This is a genomic window from Lacihabitans sp. LS3-19 (assembly GCF_024343575.1).
Taxonomy (GTDB): Bacteria; Bacteroidota; Bacteroidia; order Cytophagales; family Spirosomataceae; genus Leadbetterella.
In genome coordinates, this window is sequence record NZ_RJUA01000004.1 from 21,007 (window position 1) to 34,498 (window position 13,492).

Here is a 13,492-nt window from a genome sequence, read left to right on the forward strand (position 1 = left end):
TTGCGGAAAATATACTTTTAAAACCGATGATAAATAAAAAAGAAATTTTTCCTTCAAAATTTCAGAAGGAATACAGTAAATCTGTGGCTTATTTCTCTATGGAATTTGCTATTGACCAAGCATTAAAAACATATTCAGGTGGACTTGGCTTTTTGGCTGGATCACACATGAGAAGTGCCCATGAACTCAATCAAAATCTAATTGGTGTGGGTATACTTTGGAAGTTTGGATATTACGAACAACAGAGAAATACCGACAATAGCCTTCGGGTGTTTTTTAGAGAACAAATGTATAGTTTTCTAATAGATACTGAGATTCGATTTCAGATAAATATAAAAAATAGACCAGTTTGGGTGGCTACTTATTATCTTCCATCGAATGTTTTTGGCTCGGCTCCAATGTTTTTTATGACCACAGATACAGACGGAAACGACGAATGGGCGAGGTCTATCTCATACCATTTGTACGACAAAGATCCTGAAATAAAAGCCGCTCAATGTATGCTTTTGGGTATTGGAGGTGCTACTTTTCTAGACAAATCTAGTTTGTTGCCTGAGATATATCACTTCAATGAAGCCCATGCAGTTTCGGCAGTTTTTTATTTTATAAGCCAAAACCAAACCCTTGACCAAATAAAAAACAAGGTGGTTTTTACTACGCATACGCCCGAAGAAGCTGGAAATGAAAAACACGATTTCGGTTTCCTGAACAATCTTGGCTTTTTCTGTGGTTTGAATCTGAATATGGTAGCAGAGCTTTCTGCTGTAAGGAACAATGTTTTTAACCATACGCTCGCTGCTTTGAGATTTGCAAAAAGAGCCAATGGTGTCTCTAAACTGCATGGTGAGGTTTCGAGGCAAATGTGGGGAAAGGAAACCGGGATTTGTAAAATCGGCCATATCACCAATGCTCAAAATAGCAAATATTGGACAGATGATATTTTAGAATCTTTCAGAAAAAAAGGAAAGGCTCAAGAAATAGCAGGAAGAAAGAAAGAACTTAAAAAAGAGCTTTTTAAAGTGGTAGCAGACCAAGTTGGGAAGATTTTTGATCCTGAAAAATTAACGATTGTTTGGGCGAGGCGGTTTGCAGCTTATAAAAGACCAGATCTCATAACCAGAGATATTGAGCGGTTTGAAAAACTCATGAAAACTGGGAAAGTGCAGATTATTTGGGCAGGGAAGCCTTATCCTTATGATTTTGGTGCCATCGATACCTTCAATCGATTATATTATTTAAGTCATTTGCATAAAAATATGGCTGTTTTGACTGGTTATGAATTGGCCTTGTCGAAATTGATGAAAGATGGCTCAGATGTTTGGCTTAACAATCCTGTAGTTACGAGAGAAGCATCTGGTACCTCGGGAATGACAGCCGCTATGAATGGGTCTATTAATTTGACCACTTATGATGGTTGGGTTTGTGAGTTTTCTAACAATGAAAATTCGTTTATAGCCCCTGTAGCTAAGGCCAATAATGATTACGAACGCGATGTATTAGACATGAATAATATTTTGGATTTGATAGAGAATGAAATAATTCCTAAATATTATGATAAGCCTAAAAAATGGAACGAAATGGTGTTAAATAGTATGAATGATGTAAGCCCATTTTTTGATTCTGACCGTATGGCTGACGAATATTACAAAATTATGTACAATCCAAAATAAGGAATTATTGTTTCAAACGTTTTGTAAGCGTAAAAAGAGCAAAAAAGACGAAAAGAATCCTCGTTTTTTTTGCTTTTTTGTAGTCCAAAATCAAAATTGACTTATATACTTACAAACAAAAAAGCTATCTTTGTCATTTACAGAATTTTAAGAATGAAAGTCTTTTTTTTGCTTTTTATTGGCGTCATAACATACTCTTGCGGAGGTTCGACGGCTGTTTATTATCCTAAGCCAAAAGGTTATGAGAGAATAGATTTGCCAGAACATAGATACCAAACGTTAGAAGGTTCGTATCCTTATACTTTTGAATATTCTGAAAGTGCAGTCATTACCCCTGATAAGTCAAAAGATGCAGAACCCAACTGGATTTTGGTGGAATATCCTAAACTAAATGCTAAGGTTCAGTTTACATACAAACCTTTGTATGGTGATTTGCAAAAATTGGATAAACATGTAGCTGATGCTTATAAGTTGGCCTCAAAACATCAAGTAAGAGCAACTTCGCAAAAAGAACAAGTTATAAAGCTTGAAAATGGTAAAAGTGTTGTGGTGATTGAATTAGAGGGTGAAGTACCAAGCCATTATCAGTTTTATGCTACAGATACATCCAAGCACTTTTTAAGAGGAGCAGTTTATCTTAATTCCGCTACTTTTGGCGATTCACTTAGACCGATTGTTGATTTTCTAAAAATAGACAGCAGGCATATTTTGGAAACTTTAAAATGGAAAAACTAAATGGGACAATGGATTACGGTATTTAAAGAGAAAGTACGCTCAAGAGCAGAATTACTCAAGAATGAGTTAGAAAACAACAATGTACCTGCGGTAATATTTGATAAAGTGGATCATGTATATCCTATGCTCGGAATTGTAGAAATCAAAGTTCGGGAATCTCAAAAGGAGCAAGCCGAATCAATAATAAAAGAATTTAGATTTAATGATTAAAAATTTACAGAACAAATCAAATCTTGTTCAAAGAGTAGTTACTGCCTTAATTGGGGCACCTTTATTAATATTTTGTATTTACTACAGCCCAATTACATTTTGGCTTTTGTTTTTAACATTAACAATTCTAACCCAATACGAGTTTTATAAGTTGTTAGGTATGTCTGGCAGTTTTCCATTGAAAATCTACGGAACCTTTTGCGGAGCAATGTTAGTTTCTTTGACTTATTTTATAGAATCCTATCAGATAGATTTTGAAAACTACTATATAATGGTGCCTTTGCTGACTTTAACATTTTTTATAAAATTATATAGAAAAAAGGATAAGCGTCCATTTGAGAATTTGGGATATACTTTTTTGGGAATTATTTACGTCGCAATTCCCTTTTCTTTGCTTTATGAGGTTACGTTTTTGAAAGGTATTTTTCAGCCTATATTGCCAATTGGTATTTTGGTGATACTTTGGGGAAGTGATTCAGGTGCATATTTTGCTGGTAGTTTTTTTGGACGTAGAAAACTTTTTGAAAGAATTTCACCCAAAAAGACATGGGAAGGCTTTTTTGGAGGAGCAATAATAGCCTTGATAGTAGCGTTCTGTTTTTGGAAAGCTACAGGTCTGATGTCCTTAATAGAATGGTTGAGTATTGCCGCTATTATAGTGGTTACAGGGACATTGGGAGATTTGGTTGAATCGCTTTTTAAGAGAAGTATTGAAATCAAAGATTCTGGAAGTTTGATACCGGGCCATGGTGGTTTTTTAGATAGGTTTGATGGGCTTTTGCTTTCAATGCCATTTATTGTTACATTTATTAAATTTTACGCTCTATTAAATTGAAATATTTATTAAGCATTTTTATACTTTTTACTGTTTTATTGAGTAATCTTTCAGCTTCAGCTCAAGGTGAAAAGAAGTTTGTTACATTCTCAGGTTTTGTGATTGATGGGAGTAATGACGAGCCCTTGCCTGGGGCTTATGTTATCAATGATAGAGCAGGTAGGGGAGTATTTACCAATGTCAAAGGATATTTTATAATAGATGTGTTCCCAGGAGATTCAATTTTGTTTTCGTTTTTAGGATTTCGAAAACAATTTCATATTATTCCCAAAAACATTGGCTTAGATTATTCTGCTGTGGTTGAGCTAAGTATTGATGCAAAAATGCTTAGAGAAGTTAAAGTATATCCCTTTAGAACTGAAGAGGAATTTAAGACAGCATTTTTAGAAATGGAACTTCCAAACCAAAGAGAAAGAGAACTTTTAGAAAAGAATTATAGCAATGAAAATATAAAACGAATGGCGGCCAATCAAGCCATGGGTTCAGGTGGAAACTATAGATATGCAATGGATCAGCAAATGATGCATTTGCAGGGTCAGAAACAAGTCACTGTGAATCCTCTGACTAACCCATTTGCTTGGCGGAATTTTATCCAATCTGTGAAAAGTGGTAGTTTGACAGACAAAGCTTGGAAAAAAGGCACCTATATTCCTGCAGAAAGAGGTAGCAGAGATAATATTTTTAAAGGAAGTAATTAAAAAAAAAGAACCTATTTTCATAGGTTCTGTATTTTTTTAGCCTCTTCTTCTTTCCAATAAAGCCATCATCATTACGCCTAGTTTTACGCGTTCTTCTTCTCCAGGTTCAAAATCACTGTCTTGTGAAAGTGTGAATTTCCTTCCAAAGAAAGAAGAGTCTTTTTTGAAAGTACAAACCAAAGTGCCGTCAGGTCTTGTGATTTCATAACTGGGATTGAACATATATCCAGTTAATATACCTAAAACGGGAATTTCTCCCAAAAGCGAGTCAAAAACTTTTGTCCATGGATTTTTCTCTTGAATATGGAGATCTTGTTGGTCGTTTTCATCATATAGTTCATACGATGCTTTCCAAATACTCCTCCAGCCTTTTCTACATACTCTGCCGAGACTTGAGCCATCAGGATAAAGGAATTTATAAGTTGTATTAAAGTCCAACCATTTGTCGGCCTTTATTTGATATTTCAATGTTTCCATGGACTCATCCGTAAATACATTAATTTCTTCCTTTAATTTAAACAACTTCTGTTTTACATAGGCAATCACATTCCCAGAAACATCTGTTGCAGTGAAATCATTGTGAAAAGTACCTATGTTAAATTTGAATGAAATGGGAAAAGCAAAGCTTTCTAAGTGGTTTTCTTGTGACATTTTGCGGTTTTATTTTATGAATTTTTTGAAAAGTATTTTCTAATAAAAAGACTTCAATTTCTTACAAATACAAGATTCAAGCCAAATAATAAAAATATATCTTATATAAGTTTTATGAATGAGTTTATGGAATTATTTCTCTTTAAACCATTCTGAATACATCACATAATTGTTGGCTGTTCGAAGAAATACTTCCCCAAGTTCAGGGCTTACATCTTTTATTTTTTTAGCTGGATTTCCAGCCCATACGGTCCCTGGAGGTACTTTTGTGTTTTGAGTTACAATTGCACCTGCTCCAATTATGGCATTCTTCCCAATTACTGCACCATCCATTACAATTGCTCCCATTCCTATCAAGACCTCATCTTCTATAACACAGCCATGCACTATAGCATTATGTGCAATACTCACATTGTTTCCGATAATGGTTTGTGTTTTTTTATAAGTACAATGCACGACTGCACCATCTTGGATATTTACCCTATCGCCCATGATGATAGAATTTACATCACCACGAACAACAGCATTGAACCAAACTGTACAATCTTTTCCCATTACTATGTCGCCAACAAGGGTTGCATTTGGAGCAAACCAACAGTTTTCGCCATATTGTGGTGTTTTATCTAAAACAGGAAGTATTAGTGCCATATATTTTATATAAAAAAAGAGGTCGATTGACCTCAAATATTTTTAAATGTAATACTATTTTTCAGGATAATCAAAAATGACTTTCTCCTTTTTCTCTTTTTCCTAATAAAATTGCTCCGGACATTGCTACTAAAAACAAAACCGAAACCAATTCAAATGGCAACATATAGTTTTTATACAAAACCATTCCTAGCGTTTCGATCAAACCAGTATTAGGGTCAAAATCATTATAATTCACTCTTGTTATTTCAGCTTTACGGATTGTCGCTATCAAAATTAATCCTAAAAGTAAACCAGTGGAAACGGCGGCGATAAGCATTGGACTGGTTTTCATTTCTGTGGATTCTTCCTTTAGGTTTAAGAACATTAAAACAAAAAGGAAAAGGACCATGATGGCTCCCGCGTATACAATCACATTAACTGCAGCTAAAAATTGGGCATTTAACATGATATAAATCCCGGAAATAGAGAAAAATGTCACTACTAAATAGATTACGCTGTGTATTGGGTTTTTAGAAAGAATAGTACCTAAAGCACCATACAAGGTTAAAATAGACAAAAAATAAAATGCCCATTGAACCAAACTTAAATTTTTTATTATTTCTAGAAAATGCATAATTACTAATTTTTACTTCTGTTTTTCCCAAAGTTCTTGCATGTCTTCTTTAGTCCATGCATCTCTTGTATATCTGTTGTCCATGTCTTCTACCAATTGGTCTTTGCCATATATTACCTGGTCTCTCGATGTAAATACTGGTACAAATTTATCGTGACGTAGATATACCGCCTGTTTAGGACAAGCTTCTTCACATAATCCGCAGAAAATACACCTTAGCATATTTACTTCGTAATTGGCAGCATATTTTTCTTCTCGATATAAATGTTCTTCTCCTTTTACACGTTCCGCTGCAACCATTGAAATAGCTTCTGCAGGACAAGCAACAGCACATAGTCCACAAGCAGTGCATCTTTCTCTACCCGCCTCGTCTCTTTTTAGAATATGATGGCCTCTGAAAACTGGTCCTAAGTATCTTTTTTCTTCAGGATACCTGATAGTAGCTTTTTTAGAAAAAAAATGCTTTAAAGTAATAGCCATTCCTTTAGCTACACCAGGGAAATAAGTTTTCTCAAGTACGCTTAAGTCTGACTTATCAGTTTTTTTAGATCTATTTGTTAATTGCATACTTTAAAATCTTAAAGTTTACTTTTTTTATTATTATAAACTGTCCTACTTCCGAAATATAAGAAGGCAAAAATTGCTAAACCTATATAATTAAATAATAATGGATAAGGTGAAAGTTCGGCAGCAGCTACAATTATTAAATTCACAATAGATAGCGGCATCATCCATTTCCAGGCCATATTCATTAATTGGTCATATTTGAACCTTGGAAGTGTCCAACGGACCCACATAAATACAAAAATAAAGAAGAATATTTTTAATATATATACTAATATTCCCAATACCGTTGCCAAGTTATGACCAAAGCTTTCGCCTAATTTACCTGTTAAGAAAGAATGTACGAAATCCATTCCTGGGTAATTATATGCACCTAAAAACAAGCTAGCAATAATAGCTGAAGAAATAAACATGTTTACGTATTCAGAAAATAAATAAAGCCCTAACTTCATTGAACCATATTCGGTATGATATCCAGCAACCAATTCATTTTCAGATTCAGGTAAATCGAAAGGAGTACGATTACACTCTGCTAGTGAGCAAGTTACGAATATTAAAAAACCAACGGGCTGATAAAAAATATTCCAATCGATGCCATGTTGTAAACCTACAATAGTCCTTATTGATAAAGAGCCTGTTACTACAATTACAGACAAAAGCGTGATGCCCATTGCTAATTCATAAGATATATTCTGAGAAGCAGCTCTAATGGCTCCATACAAAGAATACTTGTTGTTTGATGCCCAACCTCCAATCAAAATACCGTAAACACCTAAAGAAACTATTCCAAACACCCAAAGAATACCGATATTTACATCCATACCTTGTACAGGAATGTACTGTCCTTTAATCAATAAAGTATCTCCGAAAGGAATAACCGCACTTGACATCAAGGCAGTTAGCATTGCTATGCCAGGGCCTATAATGAAAAGGCCTTTGTCAGCTAATGTTGGAATGAAATCTTCTTTAAAGAATAGTTTTCCGGCATCTGCCAAAGGTTGTAAAATACCGAAAGGACCTGCTCTGTCTGGTCCAACTCTATCTTGAATATAGGCTGCAATGACACGTTCAAAGTAGGTTTCATAAGCCGCTATGCCCAAACTCAAGGCAAATATGGTAAGAATGATGAGTCCTTTTATTAATAATATAAATTCCATACTTTACTTTTTACTCGTTTCTTTTGGGAAAAATTCTGCATTCTGTTCCATCAAAGCTTTATAGTCTTCAGAGCCTTTTACTTCTTTAAGATTTTTGTAATATGGTCTGTCATCATTAATTTTCTTGAAATTATGAGCAGCATAATCTAATGCAAAAGCAGGTTTTTTGATTTCGTTTTTAGGATATTTATTGGCAGAAATCACAGATGCTCTTTTTACTTTGGTAGGTCCTTCTATTACCCAATCGGCAGTTTTTTTAGAATCAAATCTACAAGAATTGCAAATAAAATCTTCTACTTCTCCCCATTGGTTTTTTCTGGCTGTTACCCTAATTACTTCATCGCCTTTATACCAAAGGTTTACTTTTCCGCAGCATTTATCACAATCTCTGTGTGCATCTACAGGTTTTGAAAACCAAACTCTGCTTTTAAATCTATACGTTTTATCTGTTAATGCTCCAACCGGACAAACATCAATAACATTTCCTGAAAAGTCATTTTCAATAACATTGTTAATATAAGTACTTATTTCAGCATGGTCACCTCTATACATCACGCCATGGACTCTCTTGTCAGTAATTTGGTCAGCTGTGTAAACACATCTGTAACACAAAACGCAGCGGTTCATGTGCAATTGAATATTGTCACCTAAATTCTCAGGTTCAAAAGTTCTTCTTTCTTCTTCATAACGCGTAGTTCCGACTCCGTTTTCGAAAGCGAAATCTTGCAAATGGCATTCTCCAGCTTGGTCACAAACAGGACAATCTAATGGGTGATTTAATAGTAAAAACTCAACAACGCCTTTCCTTGCTTCTACAACCTCTGGACTTGTGAAATTTTCCACAACCATGCCATCTTGAGCTCCGGTAATGCAAGAAGCCACCAATTTAGGCATTGGTCTTGGGTCTTTTTCTGATCCTTGGCTAACTTTTACCAAACAAGCTCGGCATTTTCCACCAGAACCTTTTAGTGGTTTGTAATAGCACATAGCAGGAGGAGCTACATCTGGCCCAATCTGTCTTGCAGCTTCCATAATGGTAGTACCAACAGGAACGTGTACCTCTTGCCCGTCTATCGTAACTTTTATCAATTGAGGAGTATCCATAGATATGCCTTAAATTTCTTATTTGTTTAAACTAAAACCTCTTCTTTCACATAAACCGCCCCTTTCATTGTAGCCTCTTTTGGGTATTTTACATGCCATTCGAACTCATCCCTAAAGTGTCTGATAGCACTCGCTACTGGCCAAGCTGCTGCATCGCCTAATGGACATATTGTATTGCCTTCTATTTTCTTAGCCACATCTACTAACAAATCTATATCTCTCATGTTTCCATGACCGTGTTCGATTCTGTGAAGCACTTTTTCCATCCAGCCTGTTCCTTCTCTACAAGGTGAACACTGACCACATGATTCATGATGATAGAATCTGGAGAAATTCCAAGTATTTCTAACAATACAAGTAGTTTCGTCCATAGCAATGAATCCTCCAGACCCTAACATGGTACCTGAGGCAAATCCACCATCAGATAGAGACTCGTAAGACATCAATCGGTCTTCTCCGTTTGCTGTTTTTAAGAACAAATTTGCAGGTAAAATCGGAACAGACGAACCTCCAGCTACAACTGCTTTTAGGTGATGGCCATCTCTGATACCACCTAAAAATTCGTCAGAATATAAAAATTCTTCAACTGGCAATCCTAATTCAATCTCATAAACACCAGGGTTTTTGATATGTCCAGATGCTGAAATTAATTTTGTGCCGGTACTTCTTCCAATACCAAGAGCTGCATACGCATCACCTCCATTGTTGATTATCCAAGGGGTGTTGGCTATAGATTCAACATTGTTTACTACAGTAGGACTTTGGTAGAGTCCTTTTACTGCTGGAAATGGTGGTTTATTTCTTGGATTGCCTCTTTTTCCTTCTAAAGATTCTAAAAGTGCAGTTTCTTCACCACATATATAAGCTCCACCTCCTGGTTGTACCACCAATTCAAGGTCATAACCTGAGCCCAAAATGTTTTTACCTAAATATCCTGCGGCTTTAGCCTCTTCTATTGCTTTTTCTAAAATTCTAATTACATACATAAGTTCTCCCCTTACATATATAAAAGATTTGTGTGCACCCAAAGCAAAACTAGAAACTATCATTCCCTCAATTAATAAATGAGGAATGCTTTTCATTAAAAAATGGTCTTTGAATGTTCCTGGCTCAGATTCGTCTGCATTACAAACCAAATATCTTGGTACACCTTCTGGTTTAGCCAAAAAACTCCATTTCATTCCCATAGGGAAACCTGCACCGCCTCTTCCTCTTACACCTGATTTTTTTACCTCCTCTACAACTTCCTCAGGGGTCATTTTTTTAATGACTTTTTCTACAGCAGCATATCCACCTGATTTTTTGTAGACTTCAAAAGTCTCAATACCTGGGGTATTTATATGTTCGGTTAATATTTTTATTCCTTTCGCCATTATTATTTACTGAGTTCTTCGATTATACCATCAACTTTCTCATTGGTCAAATGCATATAAAACTTTTCTCTTATCTGAAAACATGGTCCCCAACCACAGGCAGCCAAACATTCTACTTCTTTTAGTGTAAACAAGCCATTGCTAGTAGTTTGATTAGCTTCGATTTTAAGTTTAGTTTTTAAATGGTCGTAAACTTCTTCGCCACCCATAGTGCAACAAGGACCTGTTCGACAGTATTCAATTACATGTTTTCCCACTGGTTCAAGATGAAACATTGTATAAAATGTCGCAACTTCATATACTTCAATAGGCTCAATCTGTAGCATTTCTGCTATGTAGTCCATCGAGGCTGCACTTACCCATCCAAACTGCTCTTGTGCTAAGTGTAAAAGTGGCAAAAGAGCTGATTTTTGTTTCCCTTCTGGGTAACGCAATATGATTTCTTTTGCCTTAGCTAACCTGTCTTCCGAAAAAGCTATCTTATCCGACATATTTATTTAATATTCTAATTATTAGGCGTCTAATTCGCCAGCTATTACGTTCAAACTACTTAAAATTGGCACAGCATCTGATATTGTTAGTCCTTTTATCATTTCACCAAATGCTTGATAATAAATAAAACTTGGCCTTCTAAAGTGTAATCTAAATGGAGCACGACCTCCATCGCTAATTAAGTAAAATCCTAATTCTCCATTTCCACCTTCTACTGCATGATAAACTTCGCCTACAGGAGCATCTATTTCTCCCATTACAATTTTGAAATGGTAGATTAAAGCTTCCATGTTATTATATACATCTTTCTTTGGAGGTAAATAATAATGGTCTTCGTTGGCATAATATGGACCTTCGGGAAGGTTTTCCATTGCTTGGCGAATGATTTTCATACTTTCCCAGATCTCAGCATTTCTTACCATATACCTATCAAAGGTATCTCCGTTGTGACCTACTGGTACTTCAAAATCAAAATCTTCATAAGATGAATAAGGTTCTATTACTCTCATGTCATAATCTATACCAGCCGCTCTTAGATTTGGTCCTGTAAAACCATACTCCATCGCTCTTTTGCCCGTTATCGGACCAACATTAACGGTTCTATCTCTGAATATTCTGTTTCTATCAAAAAGCGTTTCAAATTCTTTCATCACCTTTGGTAAGGTGTTGTATATCAAATCTTTGATTTTTTTGAATGCGGTAGGGGATAGGTCTCTTTCCATTCCGCCTATTCTACCCATGTTGGTGGTTAGTCTAGCACCACACATTTCTTCGTAAATCTCATATATTTTTTCTCTCTCTTGAAAAACATACAAGAATGCAGAATACGCACCAGTATCAACACCCAAAATAGAGTTACAAACTAAGTGGTCGGCTATCCTTGCCAATTCCATCATGATTACACGAATATATTCGGCTCTTTTCGGTACAGTAATTTGAAGAAGTTTTTCTACAGTCATGTGCCAGCCAAAATTGTTTATTGGCGACGAACAATAGTTCATTCTATCAGTCAAGGTAGTGATCTGATAGAAAGGTCTTCTTTCTGCTATTTTTTCAAACGCTCTATGTATATAGCCAACTGTTTGCTCACTATCCATAATTTTCTCCCCTTCCATGGTCAGAATATTCTGGAAAATTCCGTGTGTAGCTGGGTGAGTCGGCCCAAGGTTTAATATAGATTGGTCTGTATCCGACACAATAGGCACATTTAGTGCTAATGCATCTGCTGTATTGTTAGGAGCTAATTTTGTCGTTTCTTCCATCATATTCAATATTATCTTCCAAACATTGCGTCTATTTTGTCATTCCTGGTGGCATCTTCCATTGGATACTCTTTTCGCATTGGGAAATAGTCCATTTCATCCATATTCAAAATTCTTTTCAAATTAGGATGGCCACTATACAATATTCCAAAGAAATCAAAAGCTTCTCTCTCTAACCAATTGGCACATTCGAAAAGAGGTGTCAAAGAAGGTACAATTGGAGCCGAAGTAGGAACAAATACTTTAATTCTAAGTCTTACGCGATTTTCCCAACTATGCAAATGGCAAACTGAACAAAATTCTTTCCCAGTATTGTCAGGTAAATGTATGCCTGTGACATCTGTAAGAAAAGTAAATTTGAAAGTAGGATGGTCTTTAAGATAACTTACAATCTCTATCAGATTTTCTGCATGGGTAGTAAATGTCAAAAGTCCGAAAGGCTCTTCAAACTCAAAAACTTTTTCACCAAAGTGACTAACAATGTCTTCAACAATTGATTGATTCATTTATCAAAGTATTTTATAAGATTCAAGAAGCTCCCGATATTCATCGGTATTTCTTCTTCTTAACGATTCATTTTTTGCTATTTCTTGCACTTGCATCAAACCATCTAAGATTTGCTCAGGTCTTGGAGGACAGCCCGGTACATATACGTCAACAGGGATAACCCTATCTATGCCTTGCAAAACTGAATAAGTATCGAAAATACCGCCAGACGAGGCACATGCCCCTACTGCCATTACCCACCGAGGTTCTGCCATTTGAAGGTAAACTTGCTTTACGACTGGACCCATTTTTTTTGCAATAGTTCCCATTACCATCAGTATATCAGCTTGTCTTGGCGAAAAGCTGGGCCTTTCTGATCCAAATCTGGAAATATCATAGTGTGAACCCATGGAAGCCATGAATTCTATTCCGCAACAAGATGTTGCAAAAGGCAGAGGCCAAAGGGAATTGCTTCTAGCCATACCGATAATTTTATCTAATGAAGTGGCAAAGAAACCAGCCCCTTCGTATCCTTCAGGAGCATCTACCATTTTAATTTTACTCATATCAACACAATCAATTTGTCCAGTCTAAAATTATTAATCTTCATCCCAGTTTAAAACTCCTTTTTTTATAATATAATAGAATCCCGCCATTAAAAATCCAACAAACATCAGCATTTCAGTAAAACCAAACCAGCCCAGTTTTTTGAAATTTACTGCCCAAGGATACATGAAAATTATTTCTACATCAAAGAGTACAAAAAGGATAGCTATAAGAAAGTATTTTACAGACATTGGAAGCCTTGCATCTCCCTGACTTTCAATTCCACATTCAAAAGGATCTTCTTTTCTTTTGCTTCTTAATCTTGGGCCTAAATATGTTGAGGCAAAAATTGTCATTACCACAAAACCCAAGGCTAAGCTAAATTGAATCAGCAGCGGTAAATAATCTTGAGGAAGGCCTTTGTTCATTTTTGTTCAGAATTTTG

The 13,492-nt window shown here is 35.7% G+C and carries 17 protein-coding genes; 5 read left to right on the plus strand and 12 right to left on the minus strand.

Features of this window, described 5'->3' with window-relative positions:
• Positions 1–26: 26 nt before the first annotated feature.
• From glgP to EGI22_RS05495, 5 genes are all read left to right on the plus strand, one after another.
• Positions 27–1,670: an alpha-glucan family phosphorylase gene (glgP, locus tag EGI22_RS05475; RefSeq protein ID WP_255066943.1), complete on the plus strand. Its 1,644-nt coding sequence runs from the start codon at positions 27–29 to the stop codon at positions 1,668–1,670.
• Between the two features lie 153 nt (positions 1,671–1,823).
• On the plus strand, positions 1,824–2,405 hold the full coding sequence (gldD, locus tag EGI22_RS05480; protein ID WP_255066944.1) for a gliding motility lipoprotein GldD: 582 nt from the start codon (positions 1,824–1,826) through the stop codon (positions 2,403–2,405).
• On the plus strand, positions 2,406–2,615 hold the full coding sequence (locus EGI22_RS05485) for a DUF2007 domain-containing protein (RefSeq protein WP_255066946.1): 210 nt from the start codon (positions 2,406–2,408) through the stop codon (positions 2,613–2,615).
• Positions 2,608–3,450: a phosphatidate cytidylyltransferase gene (locus EGI22_RS05490; protein WP_255066947.1), complete on the plus strand. Its 843-nt coding sequence runs from the start codon at positions 2,608–2,610 to the stop codon at positions 3,448–3,450. The genes EGI22_RS05485 and EGI22_RS05490 overlap by 8 nt, the downstream gene beginning before the upstream one ends.
• Positions 3,447–4,148: a carboxypeptidase-like regulatory domain-containing protein gene (locus EGI22_RS05495; protein WP_255066948.1), complete on the plus strand. Its 702-nt coding sequence runs from the start codon at positions 3,447–3,449 to the stop codon at positions 4,146–4,148. The genes EGI22_RS05490 and EGI22_RS05495 overlap by 4 nt, the downstream gene beginning before the upstream one ends.
• A gap of 36 nt (positions 4,149–4,184) precedes the next feature.
• On the opposite strand, the gene EGI22_RS05500 is transcribed toward EGI22_RS05495, so the two are convergent.
• The 12 genes from EGI22_RS05500 to EGI22_RS05555 all read right to left on the minus strand — a co-directional run bounded on the left by EGI22_RS05500 (position 4,185) and on the right by EGI22_RS05555 (position 13,475).
• A complete protein-coding gene (locus EGI22_RS05500) occupies positions 4,185–4,799 on the minus strand; it encodes a hypothetical protein (RefSeq protein ID WP_255066949.1) in 615 nt (204 codons plus the stop codon).
• Positions 4,800–4,931: 132 nt separating this feature from the next.
• Positions 4,932–5,447: a gamma carbonic anhydrase family protein gene (locus EGI22_RS05505; protein ID WP_255066950.1), complete on the minus strand. Its 516-nt coding sequence runs from the start codon at positions 5,445–5,447 to the stop codon at positions 4,932–4,934.
• 70 nt (positions 5,448–5,517) lie between these two features.
• On the minus strand, positions 5,518–6,063 hold the full coding sequence (locus tag EGI22_RS05510; protein WP_255066952.1) for an NADH-quinone oxidoreductase subunit J: 546 nt from the start codon (positions 6,061–6,063) through the stop codon (positions 5,518–5,520).
• A 12-nt stretch (positions 6,064–6,075) separates the two neighbouring features.
• On the minus strand, positions 6,076–6,630 hold the full coding sequence (locus EGI22_RS05515) for an NADH-quinone oxidoreductase subunit I (protein ID WP_255066954.1): 555 nt from the start codon (positions 6,628–6,630) through the stop codon (positions 6,076–6,078).
• A gap of 11 nt (positions 6,631–6,641) precedes the next feature.
• Positions 6,642–7,784, minus strand: a complete 1,143-nt coding sequence (gene nuoH / locus EGI22_RS05520) for an NADH-quinone oxidoreductase subunit NuoH (protein WP_255066955.1) — start codon at positions 7,782–7,784, stop codon at positions 6,642–6,644.
• Between the two features lie 3 nt (positions 7,785–7,787).
• Positions 7,788–8,888, minus strand: coding sequence for a 2Fe-2S iron-sulfur cluster-binding protein (locus EGI22_RS05525; protein ID WP_255066957.1), 1,101 nt, complete (start codon positions 8,886–8,888; stop codon positions 7,788–7,790).
• A 26-nt stretch (positions 8,889–8,914) separates the two neighbouring features.
• A complete protein-coding gene (nuoF, locus tag EGI22_RS05530; protein WP_255066958.1) occupies positions 8,915–10,261 on the minus strand; it encodes an NADH-quinone oxidoreductase subunit NuoF in 1,347 nt (448 codons plus the stop codon).
• A 2-nt stretch (positions 10,262–10,263) separates the two neighbouring features.
• Entirely contained in the window at positions 10,264–10,752 is a 489-nt protein-coding gene (gene nuoE / locus EGI22_RS05535) for an NAD(P)H-dependent oxidoreductase subunit E (RefSeq protein ID WP_255066959.1), read from the minus strand.
• A 21-nt stretch (positions 10,753–10,773) separates the two neighbouring features.
• On the minus strand, positions 10,774–12,015 hold the full coding sequence (nuoD, locus tag EGI22_RS05540; RefSeq protein WP_255067225.1) for an NADH dehydrogenase (quinone) subunit D: 1,242 nt from the start codon (positions 12,013–12,015) through the stop codon (positions 10,774–10,776).
• A gap of 11 nt (positions 12,016–12,026) precedes the next feature.
• A complete protein-coding gene (locus tag EGI22_RS05545; RefSeq protein WP_255066961.1) occupies positions 12,027–12,521 on the minus strand; it encodes an NADH-quinone oxidoreductase subunit C in 495 nt (164 codons plus the stop codon).
• Positions 12,522–12,524: 3 nt separating this feature from the next.
• Positions 12,525–13,067: an NADH-quinone oxidoreductase subunit B gene (locus EGI22_RS05550; protein WP_255066962.1), complete on the minus strand. Its 543-nt coding sequence runs from the start codon at positions 13,065–13,067 to the stop codon at positions 12,525–12,527.
• Positions 13,068–13,100: 33 nt separating this feature from the next.
• Positions 13,101–13,475, minus strand: a complete 375-nt coding sequence (locus EGI22_RS05555) for an NADH-quinone oxidoreductase subunit A (RefSeq protein ID WP_255066965.1) — start codon at positions 13,473–13,475, stop codon at positions 13,101–13,103.
• Positions 13,476–13,492 lie beyond the last annotated feature (17 nt).

What these genes read in the sequence shown, in the direction of transcription:
- EGI22_RS05545 (WP_255066961.1), bottom strand. Translation starts at nt 12,521, where the DNA reads ATGAATCAATCAATTGTTGAAGACATTGTTAGTCACTTTGGTGAAAAA.
- gldD (WP_255066944.1), top strand. Translation starts at nt 1,824, where the DNA reads ATGAAAGTCTTTTTTTTGCTTTTTATTGGCGTCATAACATACTCTTGC.
- nuoH (WP_255066955.1), bottom strand. Translation starts at nt 7,784, where the DNA reads ATGGAATTTATATTATTAATAAAAGGACTCATCATTCTTACCATATTT.
- EGI22_RS05555 (WP_255066965.1), bottom strand. Translation starts at nt 13,475, where the DNA reads ATGAACAAAGGCCTTCCTCAAGATTATTTACCGCTGCTGATTCAATTT.
- EGI22_RS05525 (WP_255066957.1), bottom strand. Translation starts at nt 8,888, where the DNA reads ATGGATACTCCTCAATTGATAAAAGTTACGATAGACGGGCAAGAGGTA.
- EGI22_RS05500 (WP_255066949.1), bottom strand. Translation starts at nt 4,799, where the DNA reads ATGTCACAAGAAAACCACTTAGAAAGCTTTGCTTTTCCCATTTCATTC.
- glgP (WP_255066943.1), top strand. Translation starts at nt 27, where the DNA reads ATGATAAATAAAAAAGAAATTTTTCCTTCAAAATTTCAGAAGGAATAC.
- nuoF (WP_255066958.1), bottom strand. Translation starts at nt 10,261, where the DNA reads ATGGCGAAAGGAATAAAAATATTAACCGAACATATAAATACCCCAGGT.
- EGI22_RS05485 (WP_255066946.1), top strand. Translation starts at nt 2,406, where the DNA reads ATGGGACAATGGATTACGGTATTTAAAGAGAAAGTACGCTCAAGAGCA.
- nuoD (WP_255067225.1), bottom strand. Translation starts at nt 12,015, where the DNA reads ATGGAAGAAACGACAAAATTAGCTCCTAACAATACAGCAGATGCATTA.
- EGI22_RS05505 (WP_255066950.1), bottom strand. Translation starts at nt 5,447, where the DNA reads ATGGCACTAATACTTCCTGTTTTAGATAAAACACCACAATATGGCGAA.
- EGI22_RS05550 (WP_255066962.1), bottom strand. Translation starts at nt 13,067, where the DNA reads ATGAGTAAAATTAAAATGGTAGATGCTCCTGAAGGATACGAAGGGGCT.
- EGI22_RS05490 (WP_255066947.1), top strand. Translation starts at nt 2,608, where the DNA reads ATGATTAAAAATTTACAGAACAAATCAAATCTTGTTCAAAGAGTAGTT.
- EGI22_RS05515 (WP_255066954.1), bottom strand. Translation starts at nt 6,630, where the DNA reads ATGCAATTAACAAATAGATCTAAAAAAACTGATAAGTCAGACTTAAGC.
- nuoE (WP_255066959.1), bottom strand. Translation starts at nt 10,752, where the DNA reads ATGTCGGATAAGATAGCTTTTTCGGAAGACAGGTTAGCTAAGGCAAAA.
- EGI22_RS05510 (WP_255066952.1), bottom strand. Translation starts at nt 6,063, where the DNA reads ATGCATTTTCTAGAAATAATAAAAAATTTAAGTTTGGTTCAATGGGCA.